We start from the raw sequence: 17,346 nt of genomic DNA on the forward strand, positions 1-17,346 counted from the left end.
AGGCCTTTCACTGGGGGTTGTGCACTGCGGGGTTCGGGAGGGACGCCGGAGGCAGGTCCCAGTCGCGGGCCACGGCCTCGGCGTCGGCGCCCGGCAGGGCGGGCCCGGTGCGTACGGCGGTGGGGGTCGCGGAGAAGCGGGGCGCGGGGGCGGGCTGGGTGATGCCGCCGTGGTCGGTGAAGGTGCCGCGGGCGGCGAGGTGCGGGTGGTGCGGGGCCTCGCGCAGCGACAGCACCGGGACGGTGCAGGCGTCGGAGTCCTCGAAGACGGCCGTCCACGCGTCGCGGGTACGGGACCTGAACCGGGCGGCGACGGCCGCGCGCAGCTCGGGCCAGCGGGCCGTGTCGTCGCGCGCCGGTGCCTGGCCGGGGATGCCGAGGAGTTCCATGAACTCGGCGTAGAACCGCGGCTCCAGGGCGCCGACCGCCATGTACCGGCCGTCGGCGGTCTCGTAGGTGCCGTAGAAGGGGCAGCCGCCGTCGAGGAGGTTGGCGCCGCGCCGGTCCTGCCAGGCGCCCGCGGCGAGCATGCCGTGGATCATCGAGGAGAGGTGGGCGGTGCCGTCGACGATGGCGGCGTCCACGACCTGACCGGTGCCGCTCGCGCGCACGTGGTGCAGGGCGGCGAGGACACCGACGACCAGGTAGAGGGAACCGCCCGCGTAGTCGCCGAGAAGGTTGGCGGGGACGGCCGGTGGCTCGTCGGGGCTGCCGATCATGCCGAGGGTGCCGGTGAGCGCGATGTACCCGATGTCGTGCCCGGCGCGCTGGGCGAGCGGGCCCTGCTGCCCCCAGCCGGTCATGCGGCCGTAGACGAGGCGCGGATTGCGGGCGTGGCAGGGCGTGGGGCCGACGCCGAGCCGTTCGGCGACACCGGGGCGGTAGCCCTCGATCAGGACGTCGGCGCGTTCGGCGAGGTCGAGGACCCGGGCGGGGCCGTCCGGTGCCTTGAGGTCGACGACCACGGAGCGCTTGTTGCGGTGGGTGACGTCGCTCGCGGGGTCGATTCCGAGGCCGGGCCCGCCGGGGCGGTCGACGCGGACGACGTCGGCGCCCAGATCGGCCAGGAGCATGGCGGCGAAGGGCCCGGGCCCGATGCCGGCCAGCTCGATCACGCGCACACCGGCGAGCGGGCCCTCGGCGCCCGGCGTCCGCGTCTTCGCTTCCGACATCCAGCCCCCAGCTCCGTGACACAACCGATGTAACACCAGTGATGCTAAGAACGTGTTCCACTGGGCACAAGGCCCGGGCGAGCAAGCGCTTAGCCAATTATGGTGCAGGCTCCTCTCCGGCTTCGCGGTCCTCACGCTAGCCTCGGCCACCGGCGACGGCGCGTGCTGCGGACCCAGGGGCTGCCGACGGGTGACGAGGGGTCGCCGGGTGAGCGGGAAAGGGATGTCATGAACAGGCTGAAAAGGGCCGACCGGCCGTACGACGTCGTGCTCTTCGGGGCGACGGGGTTCGTCGGCGAGCTCACCGCGCGGTATCTCGCGGCACACGCGCCCGACGGGCTGCGCTGGGCAATCGCCGGCCGCAGCGAGGAGAAGCTGCGCCGGCTGCGCGAACGGCTGCCCGGCGCGGCCGACGCCGGTGTGCTGCTCGCGGACGTGTCCGATCCGGCCTCGCTGCGGGAACTCGCCGAGCACGCGCGCGTGGTGGCCACGACGGTCGGTCCCTACGTCCAGTACGGTGACGCGCTCGTCGCCGCCTGCGCGGACGCCGGCGCGGACTACCTCGACCTCACCGGTGAACCCGAGTTCGTGGACCTGACGTACGTCCGCCATGACGCCCGCGCGCGCGAGACCGGCGCCCGCCTGGTGCACGCGTGCGGCTTCGACTCCGTCCCGCACGACCTCGGCGTGCACTTCACCGTGCGGCAACTGCCCGAGGACGTGCCGCTGGCCGTGGACGGTTTCGTGACCGTCGGCGCCACCTTCTCGGGCGGGACCTTCGCCTCGGCGCTGGGTCAGTTCGCGCGCGGGCGGCAACTGCGGGCCGCCGCACAGGAGCGCCGCCGGTGCGAGCCCCGCCTGGTGGGCCGCCGCGTGGTGACACCGGCGGGGGCGCCCCGGTTCGCCTGGGAGGTGGGAGCCTGGGCGCTGCCACTGCCGACCATCGACGCGCAGATCGTGCGGCGCTCCGCGAGGGGCCTGGACCGCTACGGCCCCGACTTCCGCTACCGCCACTACGCGGCCGTACGGCGCCTGCCCGTCGCGGTGGGCGGGGCGGCGGCCGTGGGCGCCCTGGTGGCGGCGGCCCAGGTGCCGCCCGCGAGGCGCTGGCTGTCCGGCCGGCTCAAGCCGGGCGACGGGCCGGGCCCCGAGAGGCGGGCGGAGAGCTGGTTCTCGGTCCGCTTCGTCGGCGAGGGCGGTGGCAAGAAGGTGTTCACCGAGGTCGCGGGTGGCGACCCCGGGTACGACGAGACGGCCAAGATGTTCGCCGAGGCGGCACTCTGTCTCGCCCTCGACGCCCTGCCGCCGACGGCCGGGCAGGTCACGACGGCCGTGGCGATGGGCGACGCGCTGACCGAGCGGCTGCGGGCGGCGGGCATCGGCTTCCGGGTGGCCGCGACCCGCTGACGGGCCGCCCCGGGCCCGGTCGGACCGACGAGCCGGTCGGACCAACGGGCCCGGTCCCGGCCACCCGGCGCTCCTGCGCATCATCCCGCCGGTGCGGGCAGTCCCGCGACCACCGCCGCCACCAGCCCCGCGACCGCGATTGGGGACTTGCACGCCCTTGTGTCGGCACCACCGGGAGCGGGGCTCGGAAAAGTACCAACAAGGAGTTCAATGAAACCCTTGAAGGTATGAAGTTCCTTCTCGAAGTGACCATGGACGAGGGCGCGCTCGCCGAGGACCCCACCGGCGAGCTGCAGCGGATCCTGCGGTACTGGGGCGGCAACCTGAAGCACTACGGACTGCGGCCCGGCGACGGTTCGGAGATCTACGACTCGGCGTACCGGGAGGTGGGCCGCTGGAGCATCGAGGGCCGGGCCGGTTAGGCGGCGGTCAGGCGGCCGCCCGCAGGGCCTTCCGGCACAGGGCGTCGGCCCTGCGGGTGGTCTCCGGCAGCCGGTAGGCGGGAGCGAGGGCAGGCGTGTGGGCGCAGGCGTTGCCGAGGCTCACCCGGTGCCCGACGGAGACGAAGACCGGCTTCACGGCGTCGCGGGTACGCACCGCACGACCGACCTCCTCGGCGCCGGCGAGCAGCGGGGAGGTACTGCCGCGCGGGGTGTCCGGGTCCTCGTACGTGAAGGCGAACGGGTTCTTGGCCACGCCGATCGTGGGCAGGCCGGTGAGCACGCCCAGGTGGCTCGCGAGGCCGAAGCGGCGCGGGTGGGCCAGGCCGTAGCCGTCGCACACGACCAGACCGGGCGGGCAGGGCAGCGCCTCCAGGGCGGCGAGCACGGTCGGGATCTCCCGGAAGGCGAGCAGACCGGGCACGTAGGGGAAGGAGATCCGCCCGACGGCCGTGGCCCCGGCGACGACGGCGAGGGCGAGGGTCGCGGCGTCCAGCACGACGGCCGCCGCCGCGACGACGTCGCGTTCGTCGTCGTAGGCGACGTCCACGCCGGTCACCCGGCCGGTGCCGGACGGCGGGCCGGGCTCGTCGAGCACCACGCGGGCGCGCAGTTCGTCCTGGACCGCGCTGGCCCGCTCCCCGGTCGCGGACCAGTCGGCGGGGATCCGCACGGTCACGGTCGTCATGATGGCCGCAAGCCTGCGGGAGCCCGGGAGTAGGCTCGCGATCAAGTTCGTACTGGAGCTGTCCTACACCGCCCCGCTCGAAGCCGTGGACGCCGTGCTGGAAGACCATGTGGCCTGGCTCGACGGACTGTACGAGCAGGGGGTGGTCCTGGCGTCCGGGAGCAACGAGCCCCGCGACGGCGGAGTGATCCTCGCCATCGCGGGGGACCGCCCGGGCGCGGGATCCGGTCCACGTTGTCGTACGACCCGGTGTCGACCGTCCGCCCGGTGCGGCAGCCGTCCGTGGTGAGGTCGGTGCCGGTGGGCCGGCGCGAGGGACGTCGCCCGCCTCCGTCTGCTTCGCCTGCCTTGTCTTTCAGTGCGGCCGCTGGTGCGCCTGCGCGGGGGTGACCGCCGTCCAGCGGGCCGCGGCCGCCACGCGCGCGAGCGCCGCGAGTGCACCGCGGCGCTCGCGGCCCACGCGAGGAGAGCCGCGTCACTCCCGCGCATGAACGCGGTGACAGAGGTCACTCGCTTCTCGTGTGCACGGATTGGCTGATTCCGTCGTCTCTTCCAGTGCCCGGCCCGCACCACCCCCGAAGCCCGTCCAGCCGTCACGAGGGAGCAAGGCGTTGTCAACCGTCATCGAGCAGCCCGTCGAGGCGCGTCTCGTCGCCGCCGCACCGCGTATGCCGAGCATTCCCGCCACCCTGCACTACGACCGCTGCGACCCGTTCGCCGTCCGCATGACCTTCCCGGCCCCGGCCACCCTGGAGGGCGTGGAGGTCTGCTGGACCTTCTCCCGCGAGCTGCTCATCGCCGGGATGCGGGAGCCGGACGGTCACGGTGACGTCCGGGTGCGCCCGTACGGGTACGACCGCACCGTCCTGGAGTTCCACGCGCCCGAGGGCACCGCGGTGGTCCACGTGCGCTCGGGCGAGCTGCGCCGTTTCCTGCAGGCCACCGGCGAGCTGGTGCCGGTGGGCCTTGAGCACCTCCAGCTGGACCTGGACCACGAGCTGGCGGAGCTGATGCGCGGGAGCTGCTGACCCCCGGGGGTTCCGCGGTGGCGGGCGGCCGCTCAGCGGCCCGCGGAGGCCGGTGCCCGGGCGGTCTCGGCGCTCACCGCGCCCCACACCTCGCCCACGATCTTCCGCATCCCGGGCTCCGCCGCGCCGCACCGCCCGGTCAGCTCCGTGATCCGGTCCCGCCCGCGCGCCCCGCTCCCCGCTCCCTCCGTGACCCCCAGTCCGGCGGCGGCCGCCAGTGCGGCCAGGGCAGCGTCCCGCACGGAGACTTCCCCGGCCGGCCGCGGCCCCTCCAGGACGTACCGCGTCTCCTCGCGGAGGGCCTGCGCCACGGCGACCCGCTCGAGTACGTGGTCCACGGACGGGAAGACACCGAGCACACGCTTCTTCTCGGCCCGCAGGTACCCCTCGGCCACCAGCTGCTCCCGGACGGCGTCGAAGGTCACCCGGGCGTGCCGCCGCACCCAGGTGCGCCACCGGTGCGGCAGCGACTCCCGGACGAGCTCCAGCAGCCCGTCGAGCACGGCGTCCCCGGTACGGGAGTCCAGGTCGACGGGGGTCGCGATGCCCTCGTCGTCGGTGAGCAGACCGCGCTGGGCCAGTTCGGTGAGCGCGCCGGCGCGCACCAGGTGGTGGACCCGGGCGGTGTCGGCCGTGGACCGCGCGGGGTCCCAGGCCAGCAGGCAGAGCCGGGCCGGCAGTGAGAGCGATCCGTCGGGCACGGGGCCTCCTCGGGGCCGTGGGACCGGGGCCGGGTCCGCGTTAACGCGTTGACACGCCGACCGGTCTCTCTTAGGTTCTGTATCGCTTCTGTTGCCGCCGATCGGAGAAGGACGTTGCTCGTCTGAGGTCCTGAGACACCGCGTCACACGTATCTCACGTGTGTACGCCGCGTGCGACCTCGGCGTTCGAGCCGTCCCTTGCGGAGCAGGGCCCTTTTCGTGCCCGGCCCTCCGGCACCCCAGAACCCCCGGCACTCCCGGGGCCTGCCCTCGGGACGTTTCCTCCCCTCGTCCGACGGCGGCCGACCGCTTCGCGGTGTCTCGATACGCGTTTGCCCCTGACCGCTTCGAGCAACCGCGGAGACCCCGTATGTCCACTTCCCTCACCTGTACGTCCCTGTCCTTCGCCTGGCCCGACGGCACCGCCGTGTTCGAGGGGCTCGACGCCGCCTTCGGACCCGGCAGGAGCGGACTCGTCGGCGCCAACGGGGCGGGGAAATCCACCCTGTTGAAGCTGCTCGCCGGCCGGCTCACCCCGGCCGACGGCACCGTCGAAGTGGCCGGCGAGATGGGGTACCTGCCGCAGAGCGTCACACTCGGCACCGCCCTGCGGGTCGACGAGGCGCTCGGCATCGCCGGACGGCGCGCCGCGCTGCACGCCATCGAGGCGGGTGACGTGAGCGACGAGCACTTCGAGACCGTCGGCGACGACTGGGACGTGGAGGAGCGTGCCCTCGCCGCGCTCGGCGAACTGGGGCTGGGCCACGTCGGGCTCGACCGCACCGTCGGCGAGGTCTCGGGCGGCGAGTCGGTACTGCTGCACCTGGCCGCGCTGCTGCTGCGCCGGCCCGACGTCCTGCTCCTGGACGAGCCCACCAACAACCTCGACGTGTACGCGCGCAGGCGGCTGTACTCGGCCGTGTCCTCCTGGCCGGGCCTGGTGGTCGTGGTCAGCCACGACCGCGAGCTGCTGGAACTGGTCGACCAGATCGCCGACCTGCGTTCCGGCTCGCTCACCTGGTACGGCGGGAACCTCTCGGCGTACGAGAAGGCGCTGGCCGTGGAGCAGGAGGCGGCCGAGCGCATGGTGCGGGCCGCCGAGTCGGACCTGCGCAAGCAGAAACGCGAACTGGCCGACGCCAAGGTCGTTCTGGCCCGGCGCAAGCGGTACGGGCAGAAGATGTACGACACCAAGCGCGAGCCGCGGGCGGTGATGAAGCTGCGTGCGCGCTCGGCCCAGCAGTCCGCCGGCAAGTACCGCGTCATGCACGAGAAGAAACTCGCCGAGGCGAAGGGGCGCCTCGACGACGCCGTGGAGGCCGTGCGCGACGACGACGAGATCCGCGTCGACCTGCCGTACACGGCCGTGCCGCACGGCCGGGCGGTGCTCACCCTGCGGGACCTGGAGCTGGTCCACGGCGCCCGCGTGAAGAACGGCTTCGATCTGCACGGCCCCGAACGGATCGCGCTCATCGGGCGCAACGGCGCGGGCAAGACCACGCTGCTGCGCACGGTCGCCGGGGAGCTGGAGCCGGTGGCGGGCGAGGCGACCGCACACGTGCCGCTGCGGTTCCTGCCGCAGCGCCTGGACGTCCTCGACGGCGAGCTGAGCGTCGCGGAGAACGTGGCCAGGTTCGCGCCGGGCGCCACCGGCAACCGGATCCGCGCGCGCCTGGCGCGCTTCCTGTTCCGGGGTGCCCGCGCCGACCAGCGGGCGGCGACGCTGTCCGGCGGCGAACGCTTCCGGGCGGCACTGGCCGCGCTGATGCTGGCCGAACCCGCGCCGCAGCTGCTGATGCTGGACGAGCCGACCAACAACCTGGACATGGCCAGCGTGCGGCAGCTCACCAGCGCGCTCGACGCGTACGAGGGGGCGCTGATCGTGGCCGGCCACGACATACCGTTCCTGAAGTCGCTCGGCATCACCCGCTGGCTGCTGTTCGAGGAGGGGGAGCTGAGGGAAACCACGCCGGAAGAAGTCGGGTGTCCCGCCTGACGTCCCCGTCGTGAGCGGGTTCCTCAGCGTCACCGGGGCCTGGGACAACAACCTCCAGGGCGTCACGCTCCGCATCCCGAGGGGCCGGCTGACGTGTCACCGGCGTCTCGGGGCCGGGGAAGCCGTCGGTCGTGTCCGACACGGTCGCGGTGGAGTCGCGGCGGCAGCCGAACGAGACGTCCACCCGGCTCGTGCGCAACCGGCCGCCCCCGTACGAGCGGCACCACGCCGACGCCCTGGAGGGCCTCACCCCGGCGATCGTCGTCGCCCAGCGGCCGGTGGGCGGCCCGCCGAGCGCGCGGTCGTGCTGCGCGGGCGGCCCGGCAACACGGTCGTGGTCGTGGTCGTGGTCGTGGTCGTGGTCGTGGAGCACAGCCTGGACGCGGTCGCGCACACCGACCGGGTGGTCGGCCTCGGGCCGGACGGGGGGCGGGGCGGCGGCCGGGTGATCTTCGAGGGCACCCCGCGCGAACTGCTCACCGCCCGGCCGCCCCAGCACCGCGGAGCGTCTCAGGAGGGCTACGAGGGGCTGACGGGGGTTCCGTCCGCGCAGGGGCCCGCTGCATGATGGCGAACCGGCGCCTTGTCACGGGCGCCGGAAAGCCCGAGCCGCTGCGCGCCGATCCGCGCCGATCCGAAAGGCCCCGCGTGCCCAGCAAGAAGGCCCTCGTCCGCCGACCCAGTCCCCGGCTCGCCGAAGGGCTGGTGACGCACATCGAGCGGGAACGGGTCGATCACGACCTGGCCGTCGAGCAGTGGGACGCCTACGTCGAGGCCCTGGGGGCACACGGCTGGGAGACCCTGGAGGTGAACCCGGCCGACGACTGTCCGGACTCGGTCTTCGTCGAGGACACGGTCGTCATGTACCGGAACGTCGCGCTGATCACACGGCCCGGCGCCGAGTCGCGGCGCGCGGAGACGTCCGGCGTCGAGGAGGCCGTGGCCCGGCTCGGCTGCTCGGTCAACTGGGTCTGGGAGCCGGGCACCCTGGACGGCGGCGACGTCCTCAAGATCGGCGACACGATCTACGTGGGCCGCGGCGGGCGCACCAACGCGGCCGGCGTCCAGCAGCTGCGGGCCGTCTTCGAGCCGCTGGGCGCCCGGGTCGTCGCCGTGCCCGTGAGCAAGGTGCTGCACCTGAAGTCGGCGGTCACCGCGCTGCCGGACGGGACGGTGATCGGACACATCCCGATGACGGACGTGCCGTCGCTGTTCCCCCGGTTCCTGCCGGTGCCGGAGGAGTCGGGGGCCCACGTGGTGCTGCTCGGCGGCGGCAAGCTGCTGATGGCGGCGAGCGCGCCGAAGACGGCGGAACTGCTCGCCGACCTCGGGCACGAACCGGTGCCCGTCGACATCGGTGAGTTCGAGAAGCTCGAAGGCTGTGTGACGTGCCTCTCGGTGCGGCTGCGGGAGCTGTACGCCTGAACACGGGCGCGGACGACCCCCCGTCCCGCCCCGGACCTGCGGGTCTCGGCGCCTCGCCGTACCCCCCGAACGGCTGCTGATCAGCGACCTTTACAGTGCATTTAACCTACGCTCTCGTAACCTACGGTTTCGTAGCCTACGATCCCGTAGGTTCCCGGCTTCGCTCGCCGGCTGCTCGTTCTGTCGCACGTCCCCTGGAGTTCTCCGTGACGATCGTCTCCCCGCACCTCGGCACCTCCGCCGACTGGACCGACGCCCGGCTGCTGTACGCGCTGGAGGAAGTGGTCGAGAACGAACTCAACCGCCATCTGACGGTCGCCAAGGACTGGATGCCGCACGAGTACGTGCCGTGGACCGACGGGCGGAACTTCCCGGGAATCTTCGAGGACGGCGAGGCCTGGGAGAAGGGGCAGTCCAAGGTCACCGAGATCGGCCGGATCGCCCTCGTGGTGAACCTGCTGACGGAGGACAACCTCCCCAGCTACCACCACGAGATCGCCAGCCTCTTCGGCCGCGACGGCGCCTGGGGCACCTGGGTGCACCGCTGGACCGCCGAGGAGGGCCGGCACGGCATCGTGATGCGCGACTACCTGCTCGCCTCGCGCGCCGTCGACCCGGACCAGCTGGAGCAGTTCCGCATGGCCCACATGAGCGAGGGCTTCGAGTCGGACAACCGGCACTCCATGCTCCACTCGGTGGCCTACGTCGCCTTCCAGGAGCTGGCCACCCGCATCTCGCACCGCAACACGGGCCACCAGTCCGGCGACCCGGTCTGCGACCGCATGCTGGCGCGCATCGCGACCGACGAGAACCTGCACATGGTCTTCTACCGGAACCTGCTCAAGGCGGCCTTCGACCTGGCGCCCGACCCGACGATGCAGGCGGTCCGGGACGTGGTCGTCAACTTCCGGATGCCGGGGCACGGCATGCCCGGCTTCGAGCGGGCCGCAGCGCAGATGGCGATCGGCGAGGTCTACAACCTGCGCATCCACCACGACGACGTGATCCAGCCCGTGCTGCGCTTCCTGAAGATCATGGAGATCGACGGCCTCGGCCCCGAGGGGCAGCAGGCGCAGGAGGAACTGGGGCTGTACATGGGCGGGCTGGACGCCGAGGCCGCCAAGTTCGACGAGAAGCTCGCGGCGCGCAAGGCGCGGATGGCGGCCCGGAAGGCGGGCTGACCGCCCACCGGGGCCCGCGCGCGGTCCGACCGGGCCCTTGTGCCCGCACCCGGCGCTCCATGGGCGTCACTCGTGGACGGTCGTCTCCTCCAGTGCCGCGTCGCCGCACGTCGGGGACCGGGTGGCGACGCAGGGCGCGCGGCAGTTCACGCCAGGCTGCGGGCCGGTCCTCGCGCCCCCCGAGCGCACCGGTGACGGCGGCGGCCATGAGTCCCTGGGCATGGCCGCCGTGCTCGGCCAGCGTCATGGCCCCGGTCGGCAGCGCCTCGGCGTGGCCCGGCGCCTCCCGGCCCCCGCAGGCGCTCGCCGACTGACCGGCGATCCGCGCGGCGGGTGCCAGGCGGTCGGGTCCGGCACGGGCGGCCATCCCGCCGAGGCGCTGCGGTACGGCGGTCAGGTCGTTCCAGCTCGGCGAGCGAGGGCCGCGGGTCGGGCGATTCCCGGGTGCGCGCCGGAGTTCCCGCATGCGCCGCGGATGAGCGAGCGGTTCGCGGATGAGCGAGCGGTTCGCGGGTGTGCGGCAGGCTCTCGGCCTCGTGCCGTGCGGCGGTTCGGGACATGCGGGGGCGCGTCCGCCTGGGCGGGCGCGGCACAGCGGATCACGGGCGCGGGCGGGCCGCCGGTCACCGACGCGGGCGGCGGGCCGGCAGTCGCGCTCAGGGCGTGGTGCGCCGCAGTGCCAGCCGCTCCTTCTCGGACAGTCCGCCCCAGACGCCGAAGCGTTCGTCGTTGCTCAGCGCGAACTCGAGACAGGCCGAGCGGATGGGGCACAGGGCGCAGATCCGCTTTGCGTCCCGTACGGAGCTGCCGGGCTCGGGGAAGAAGAAGTCTCCCCCGGTCTGTGCGCACAACGCCTCCTCCTGCCAGCTGAGGTCGGGCGTCGCGGTCGTCTCGGTGTGCATGGACAGGAGCGTGCCGGGACGTGAAAAACGTTCGATCAACGTGCCATCAACGCCGCGCGTTTGACACCCCCGGCCGATCAGACCATCCGATCGGATGGTCCTGCGCCTCGCACGGCGGCGCACGGCGGCGCGCGGAAGCGGTGGTCAGCGGTCGGTGGAAGACTCGGCAGTCCAGGCAGCGGGACCCTTCCGAGGAGGGCGATCATGCTCACCACCCGTTTCGTCACCGGCGCTCCCAACTGGCTCGACGTCGGCACCGTCGACCTCGACGGCGCCGCGTTCTTCTACGGTGGCCTCTTCGGCTGGCGGTTCCGGTCGGCGGGACCGGAGGCCGGCGGCTACGGCTTCTTCGAGCTGGACGGCCGGATCGCGGCCGGGGGCATGCGCACGACCGAGGACCAGGGCCCGCCGTCCTGGACCGTGTACTTCCGCGTCCCGGACGCGGGGGCCGCCGCGCAGGCCTCGGAGCAGGCCCGCGGCGGTGTCCTCGTGCAGCCGGCGGAGGTCATGGACCAGGGCACCGTGGCGGTCCTCGCCGACCGGGCCGGGCTGCCGTTCGGCATCTGGCAGCCGGGGCTGCGCAGCGGCCTGGACGTGGCCGGCGAGACCGGCGCGCTGTGCTGGGTCGAACTGCACACGGCGGACATCGCGGCCGCCGCCGCGTACTACCGGGCGGTGCTGGGTCTTGAGACGTCCGCCGTCTCCTTCCCCGGCGGCTCCTACACCTGTGTCAATCCGGCCGGCGAGGGTGAGGACGCCATGTTCGGCGGCTTCGTCCCGCTCGCCGAGGACCCGGCGGACACGGACGCCGGGTGGCTGCCGTACTTCGCGGTCGCCGACGCGGACGCCGCGGTCGCCCGGACCACGGAGCTGGGCGGCACGGTGCGGATGCCCGCGACGGACATCGAGGGCGTCGGCCGCGTCGCCCGGCTCGCGGACCCGTACGGCGCCCGGTTCGCCGTGCTCAGGCCGGCGCCTCGCCAGGGGTAGGGCGCCGGGGCGTGTCCGGCGTTCGCGCACACGCCGGAAATCCGGCCCCCGCGCCCCCGCCCACGTCAGCGTCCGGCCCCCGCGACCGCGCCCACCTCGGAGGTCCGGCACCCCCGCGCCCGTGCGGCGGCGAGCCCGGCGTCGGGGCTCGCGCAGTGACACGTCCCGCATCGGGCCCGGCCCGGCGACCCGCACCCGGGCCCCGGGCTCCGCACCCCGCACCCCGCACCCCGCACCCCGCACCCCGCACCCCGCACCCCGCACCCAAGGGACGGTGCCAGGCGTCCGCACTCGGCCCGGGTTCCGGCGCGGTTACTCACGCGACAGCGCACCCGGCAGCCGTGCCCGGCCCGGCACCCGGGCTCACCCGGCGACGCGCCCGGCACCCGGGCTCACGCGGTGGCGCGGCGGACCAGGGTGGTCGGCAGGACCACGCCGGACGGGGTGGCCGCCGGAGGCGCCGAGCCGTCGGCGTCGTCCTCCCGGCCGTCGTCGGCCGTCCCGCGGTCCAGGCCGCGCAGCAGCAGACGGGCCATCAGCCGGCCCATCTCCTCGATGTCCTGGCGGACCGTGGTCAGCGGCGGGTCGGTCTGCTCGGCGACGGGCAGCATGTCGTCGAAGCCCACCACGGCCACGTCGTCCGGCACCCGGCGCCCGCGCTCGCGCAGCACCCGCAGGGCGCCCGCCGCGGTGAGGTCGTTGGCCGCGAACACGGCGTCCAGGCCGGGGCACCGGTCGAGCAGTTCGCGCATCGCCCGCTCCCCGCCGCCCGACGTGAAGTCCCCCCGCGCGACCAGCCCGGGATCGGCTCCGGCCCGGACGTCCCGGAAGCCCGCGAGCCGGTCGGCCGCGGAGGTCTGGTCGAGTGGGCCGGTGATGTGGGCGATGCGGGCGCGGCCGAGCGCGGCCAGGTGGTCGACGGCCGCACGGGCGCCGCCGCGGTTGTCGCTGTCCACGTAGACCACGTCGTCCCGCCCGTCGTCCCAGTCGGGGCGCCCCCCGAAGACGGTCGGCACGCCGGCGCTGCGCACGAGCCCGGGCAGCGGGTCGTGCAGGTGCAGGGAGAAGACGAGAGCACCGTCGACGTGGCCGCCGGCCAGATAGCGGCCGACCCTGGCGTGGTCCTCACGGCCCTCGGTGAGCAGCAGGACGAGCTGGTTGTCGTGTGCCGTCAGCTCCTTGCTGATGCCGCGCAGTTGCTGGGCGAAGTAGGGGTCGGCGAAGACCCGCGTCTCCGGTTCGGCGGCGACGACGGCGACGGCCTGGTGCCGTCTGGTCACCAGGGAGCGGGCGGCCTGGTTGGGCACGTATCCGAGTTCCTCCACCGCGCGCCTGACCCGCTCGGCCAGCGCGTCCCGCACCCCGTGCGCCCCGTTGACCACGCGGGACGCGGTGGCCCGCGAGACCCCGGCGCGTTCGGCCACGGCCTCGAGGGTGGGACGCGGCGCGGTCTCGGTCACGGGCGCTCCTCCTCGGCGGCTGCCGCTCAGGATAGCGGCAGGCCGTGGGGCGGGAGGAGCGCTCTCCGGGTGGCGACCTCCATGTGCGGGGGTGGGCGCCGCGCCACCATGGACGCATGTGCCCATGAAGGACCCACGACGGCTGGCCGGGAACCCGGGCCGGGCCCGGCGGGTGCCGTGGCACCCGCCCCGCGTCCGGAACCGGCCCGGCACCGCGGGGGCACCGCACGGTTTCGGCGAGGCCGGAGCCCGCTCAGTGCTCGTGCCCGGTGGCCTCTCCGGAGCCCGCACCGGCGGCCTCGCCCGCCGCGCCGTGCTCGTGCGGTTCGTACCCGGGGATCGTGCCGTCCGGCTTCTTCACCAGGAACAGGCCCGCCATCCCCATGTCGGAGTGGCTCTGCACGTGGCAGTGGTACATCCACGCCCCGGCGCCCACGCCCTCCCCCGCGATGACCTGGAAACCGAAGGAGTCGGCCGGGCCGGTGATCTTGTTGTCGACGACCCGGGTCGGGTCGTCGGGGCCGGTGAGCACACCGGTGCGGTTGTCCGCCCAGCGGTGACCGTGCATGTGGAAGGTGTGGTAGTACTCGCCGTGCGTGATCATGACGATCTCCACACGATCGCCCACAGTGGCCTCGAAGTCGGGTCCGGTGTGAGGAGCACGGTTGTTGATGGTCATGTCGTTGAAGACGATCGTGTGCGTGGCGTCGGGCAGCACGTCGCCCTTGCGGCGCACGATCACCGGACCGTACAGGCCTTTACGGATGCCGCCGGTGCCGTGTTCGGTGCCCACGACGTGGTCGTGGTAGTGCCAGTAGCCCGCGCTGCCCGGCCGCCAGGTGCCGTCGGTCCGCCGTCCGGGTCTGTGGGTGCGCCAGGTGTAGGTGCGGGTGCCGCCGGGCTCGACGTCGCTCCTGTTCATCGCCGTGCCGTCGCTGGAGATCTCGTAGTCCAGGCCGTGGACGTGCAGACTGGCCCGCACATCCATCGTGTTCGTGAACTCGATGTGGAGCGTGTCGCCCTCGTTGAGTTCGATCAGCGGGCCCGGGACGGATGCCTTGCCCTTCTCGAAGCCGTAGCCCATGCGGCCGTCCGGCAGCTTCTCGGCGTACATCTTGAGGTGCCTCACCTCGCCCCCGGCCGGCGCCGTCTTCGCGGTGACGCCCTTCGCCGCGGCTGCCGCGCCCGCGGCCTCCGGGGCGATGGACAACGATGTCGCGGCGGCCGCGCCGCCCAGCAGCACGCGTCGGTTGAAGCCTCGCCTGTCCATGCCGAACTCCCCACGCCGATACGGAATATGCGCAGACTCGTGGCCTGATTGGCTGTGACGAACCTGTGGGACCGTACCGGTTGCCGCCATGTTTATCCACAGCCAGGACAAAGTTCGTCGGATCCCGGTCATACCTATTGGCGAGCCACGAAAAGAGGTCTAGCTTCCTTGGCGCTGCTGCCGTGACCGAGGAGGTGCCCATGCACTTACGAGGGTTGAGCACGAGAAGGAAAGGCTGGGCGGCGTTCGCGACCGCCGGATTCGTGGCCGCCGGACTGCTGGCGGGCCCTGCCGCCAGTGCGCGGCCGGCGCCGGACCCATCCCTGACAACGATGTCGATCAAGTCGCCCCCGGGCGGCTCCAACGTACGTGTGCTGATCTTCTACGGGTCCGCCGCGGCCGGGGACGAATCACCGGTCGTGAACGCCGGGATCGCGGCCATCGAGCGGATCGGGCTGTCCGGCCCGGCCAAGGAGCGCTTCAAGGCCGAGGCCACGGACAACGCCGGCGTCTTCACCAACGAGAAGAGGCTCGGCCGCTTCAACGCGATCGTGTTCATGACCGGGGGCGGCGATGTCCTCGACCCGGCCCAGGAGGCGGGCCTGGAGGCGTACATGGAGGCCGGCGGCGGGTTCGTCGGCGTCCACGACGCGGCCCGCGCGGAGCCGTACTCGGACTGGTTCACCGGTCTGGTCGGCGCCCGCCCGGCCGCCGACAGTCCGGCGAAGGTCCAGCGCGCCACCGTGGAGGTCGGTGACCGGCGCCATCCGGCCACCAAGGACCTGCCGATGGAGTGGAAGCGGCCGGACCAGTGGCTGAACTGGCGGAAGAACCCGTCCGGTGACGTCCACACCGTGGCCCGGGTGCGCGAGTCGACGTACGCGCCCGGAGCGAGCGCCAACGGGGCGGACCACCCGGTCAGCTGGTGCCGTGACTACGACGGCGGCCGGTCCTTCTACACCGGCATGGGCGGCACGGTGTCGTCGTACGACGAGACCGACTTCCGCACCCATCTCCGCGGCGCCCTGCTGTGGACGACCCGGCTGTCGCAGGCCGACTGCAAGGCGACCATCGACGGCAACTACAAGGCCGAGCGGCTCACCGAGCCCAACCAGCCCGGCCAGAACGACCAGATCGGCGAACCGCACGGCCTGGTCACCGCTCCCGACGGCCGCGTCCTCTACATCGGCCGCGGCGGCGCGGACTCCTCCCAGCCCGTGGTGACCGACTGGAACGACCCGGACGTCGGCAAGGGCAAGGGCCAGATCCACGTCTGGGACCCGGAGACCGACAAGGTCACGCTCGCCGGTGAACTGACCGTCTTCGGCAACAAGGGCGGCGGCGACGAGCTGACCAAGGTCGAGGAGGGCCTGCTCGGCATCGAGCTGGACCCGGGGTTCGAGGAGAACGGCTGGGTGTACCTGCACTACACGCCGCACTCCGGGATCAACCGGGACACCCACATGGCCGAGCGGCGGGTCTCCCGCTTCACGCTCGACCGGGCGAGCAACAAACTGGACCTCGGCAGCGAGAAGGTGCTGCTGAAGTGGCCGGTACAGATCCACAGCTGCTGCCACGCCGGCGGCGGGATGGCCTGGGACTCCAAGGGGAACCTGTACATCGCCACCGGTGACAACAACTCCAGCGGCTTCAGCGGTGGTTACTCGGGCAACAACCCGGAGCCCGACTTCAAGGGCGTGTCCTTCGCCGACGCGCGCCGCACCGCCGGCAACACCAACAACCTCAACGGCAAGATCCTGCGCATCCACCCGGAGCCGGACGGGACGTACACGCTCCCCGAGGGCAACCTCTTCACCGGCGAGGAGACCGCCGAGGGCGGTGGCAAGACACGCGGCGAGATCTACGTGATGGGCGTGCGCAACCCGGCGCGCATCTCCGTCGACAAGAAGACCGACATCCTGTACGCGGGCTGGGTCGGCCCGGACGCCGGCGCTCCGTCGCCGACGTGGGGTCCGGCCAAGTACGACACGTTCGCCACCATCACCAAGGCGAGCAACCGGGGATGGCCGTACTGCATGGGCAACAAGCAGCCGTACCGGGACCGGAACCTGCCGGACCCGTCGAAGCCGCTGGGCTGGTACGACTGCGACCACCCGAAGAACGAGTCGCCGAACAACGACGGCCTGGTCAACCTGCCGCCGGTGACCGGCAACAACATCTGGTACTCGCCGCAGGGCGGCGGCCCCGACTACCCGCGCGACGAGAACGGCATCCCGTCCTACGAGCAGGACGAGGCCACCTACAGGCTGCCCTGGCTCAAGGGCGGCGGCCAGGCCGCGATGAACGGCCCGGTCTACCGCTACGACGCCGACAGCACCAGCGCGACCAAGTGGCCCGCGTACTGGGACGGCAAGTGGTTCGTCGGTGACTTCTACGACGCCGACCAGCCGCGCAACGCGGTGCTGATGGACCCGAAGACGCAGGGCGACGGCGGTCTGCCGGTGCACTCGGAGTCCCTGAAGAAGATCGTGCCGGTCGGCAACGACGGCATCAAGAACCTGATGGGCTGGAAGTTCGGCCCGGACGGCGCGCTGTACGTACTCGACTACGGCCGCGGCTTCTTCACCTCGGACTCCAAGTCGGCCCTGTGGCGGGTCACCTACGAGGGCGGCGGCCCGACGCCGGCCGCCGGACAGCTGGCGAGGAGGACCGAGTGATACGCCAAC

Annotated in this window: 16 protein-coding genes and 1 pseudogene; 11 read left to right on the plus strand and 6 right to left on the minus strand. The window is 73.0% G+C overall.

Going from position 1 to position 17,346, the window contains the following annotated elements; genetic code table 11:
* Positions 1–7 precede the first annotated feature (7 nt).
* Positions 8–1,171: a CaiB/BaiF CoA transferase family protein gene (locus ACGFYH_RS26660; protein WP_393805701.1), complete on the minus strand. Its 1,164-nt coding sequence runs from the start codon at positions 1,169–1,171 to the stop codon at positions 8–10.
* Positions 1,172–1,399: 228 nt separating this feature from the next.
* Between ACGFYH_RS26660 and ACGFYH_RS26665 the strand changes: the two genes are divergently transcribed.
* Both ACGFYH_RS26665 and ACGFYH_RS26670 read left to right on the plus strand, forming a co-directional pair.
* Positions 1,400–2,578: a saccharopine dehydrogenase family protein gene (locus tag ACGFYH_RS26665; RefSeq protein ID WP_393805702.1), complete on the plus strand. Its 1,179-nt coding sequence runs from the start codon at positions 1,400–1,402 to the stop codon at positions 2,576–2,578.
* A 227-nt stretch (positions 2,579–2,805) separates the two neighbouring features.
* Positions 2,806–3,000, plus strand: coding sequence for a hypothetical protein (locus ACGFYH_RS26670; RefSeq protein WP_393805703.1), 195 nt, complete (start codon positions 2,806–2,808; stop codon positions 2,998–3,000).
* A gap of 7 nt (positions 3,001–3,007) precedes the next feature.
* Here ACGFYH_RS26670 and ACGFYH_RS26675 read toward each other — a convergent pair whose 3' ends face one another.
* On the minus strand, positions 3,008–3,706 hold the full coding sequence (locus ACGFYH_RS26675) for an endonuclease V (RefSeq protein ID WP_393805704.1): 699 nt from the start codon (positions 3,704–3,706) through the stop codon (positions 3,008–3,010).
* On the opposite strand from ACGFYH_RS26675, the gene ACGFYH_RS26680 reads away from it, so the two are divergent.
* A complete protein-coding gene (locus tag ACGFYH_RS26680) occupies positions 3,705–3,995 on the plus strand; it encodes a YciI family protein (protein WP_393805705.1) in 291 nt (96 codons plus the stop codon). The two genes, ACGFYH_RS26675 and ACGFYH_RS26680, sit on opposite strands and share 2 nt — an antisense overlap.
* A 322-nt stretch (positions 3,996–4,317) precedes the next feature.
* Positions 4,318–4,734 (plus strand): SsgA family sporulation/cell division regulator, encoded by a 417-nt coding sequence (locus tag ACGFYH_RS26685; protein WP_393805706.1) that lies wholly within the window; start codon positions 4,318–4,320, stop codon positions 4,732–4,734.
* Positions 4,735–4,766: 32 nt separating this feature from the next.
* Here ACGFYH_RS26685 and ACGFYH_RS26690 read toward each other — a convergent pair whose 3' ends face one another.
* Positions 4,767–5,435 carry a GPP34 family phosphoprotein gene (locus ACGFYH_RS26690; RefSeq protein ID WP_393805707.1) on the minus strand — a complete coding sequence of 223 codons (669 nt, stop codon included), beginning with the start codon at positions 5,433–5,435 and terminating at the stop codon, positions 4,767–4,769.
* 370 nt (positions 5,436–5,805) lie between these two features.
* Between ACGFYH_RS26690 and ACGFYH_RS26695 the strand changes: the two genes are divergently transcribed.
* The 5 genes and pseudogenes from ACGFYH_RS26695 to ACGFYH_RS26715 all read left to right on the plus strand — a co-directional run bounded on the left by ACGFYH_RS26695 (position 5,806) and on the right by ACGFYH_RS26715 (position 10,037).
* A complete protein-coding gene (locus tag ACGFYH_RS26695; RefSeq protein ID WP_393805708.1) occupies positions 5,806–7,431 on the plus strand; it encodes an ABC-F family ATP-binding cassette domain-containing protein in 1,626 nt (541 codons plus the stop codon).
* Positions 7,432–7,441: 10 nt separating this feature from the next.
* Positions 7,442–7,718, plus strand: a pseudogene (locus tag ACGFYH_RS26700) (excinuclease ABC subunit UvrA); the annotation flags it as partial.
* A gap of 17 nt (positions 7,719–7,735) precedes the next feature.
* Complete coding sequence (locus ACGFYH_RS26705) at positions 7,736–7,999, plus strand: hypothetical protein (protein ID WP_393805754.1); 264 nt, start codon at positions 7,736–7,738, stop codon at positions 7,997–7,999.
* Between the two features lie 80 nt (positions 8,000–8,079).
* Positions 8,080–8,856, plus strand: coding sequence for a dimethylargininase (ddaH, locus tag ACGFYH_RS26710; RefSeq protein WP_393805709.1), 777 nt, complete (start codon positions 8,080–8,082; stop codon positions 8,854–8,856).
* 206 nt (positions 8,857–9,062) lie between these two features.
* Complete coding sequence (locus ACGFYH_RS26715) at positions 9,063–10,037, plus strand: acyl-ACP desaturase (RefSeq protein ID WP_393805710.1); 975 nt, start codon at positions 9,063–9,065, stop codon at positions 10,035–10,037.
* A 656-nt stretch (positions 10,038–10,693) separates the two neighbouring features.
* On the opposite strand, the gene ACGFYH_RS26720 is transcribed toward ACGFYH_RS26715, so the two are convergent.
* Positions 10,694–10,939: a WhiB family transcriptional regulator gene (locus ACGFYH_RS26720; protein ID WP_393805711.1), complete on the minus strand. Its 246-nt coding sequence runs from the start codon at positions 10,937–10,939 to the stop codon at positions 10,694–10,696.
* A 204-nt stretch (positions 10,940–11,143) separates the two neighbouring features.
* Between ACGFYH_RS26720 and ACGFYH_RS26725 the strand changes: the two genes are divergently transcribed.
* Positions 11,144–11,929 (plus strand): VOC family protein, encoded by a 786-nt coding sequence (locus tag ACGFYH_RS26725; protein WP_393805712.1) that lies wholly within the window; start codon positions 11,144–11,146, stop codon positions 11,927–11,929.
* Between the two features lie 392 nt (positions 11,930–12,321).
* On the opposite strand, the gene ACGFYH_RS26730 is transcribed toward ACGFYH_RS26725, so the two are convergent.
* Both ACGFYH_RS26730 and ACGFYH_RS26735 read right to left on the minus strand, forming a co-directional pair.
* Positions 12,322–13,389 (minus strand): LacI family DNA-binding transcriptional regulator, encoded by a 1,068-nt coding sequence (locus tag ACGFYH_RS26730; RefSeq protein WP_393805713.1) that lies wholly within the window; start codon positions 13,387–13,389, stop codon positions 12,322–12,324.
* A 253-nt stretch (positions 13,390–13,642) separates the two neighbouring features.
* Positions 13,643–14,659: a multicopper oxidase domain-containing protein gene (locus tag ACGFYH_RS26735; RefSeq protein WP_393805714.1), complete on the minus strand. Its 1,017-nt coding sequence runs from the start codon at positions 14,657–14,659 to the stop codon at positions 13,643–13,645.
* A gap of 200 nt (positions 14,660–14,859) precedes the next feature.
* Between ACGFYH_RS26735 and ACGFYH_RS26740 the strand changes: the two genes are divergently transcribed.
* Positions 14,860–17,337, plus strand: coding sequence for a ThuA domain-containing protein (locus tag ACGFYH_RS26740; protein ID WP_393805715.1), 2,478 nt, complete (start codon positions 14,860–14,862; stop codon positions 17,335–17,337).
* Positions 17,338–17,346: the final 9 nt, after the last annotated feature.

The sequence above is a fragment of the Streptomyces sp. NPDC048392 genome (assembly GCF_043200575.1).
Classification (GTDB): domain Bacteria; phylum Actinomycetota; class Actinomycetes; order Streptomycetales; family Streptomycetaceae; genus Streptomyces.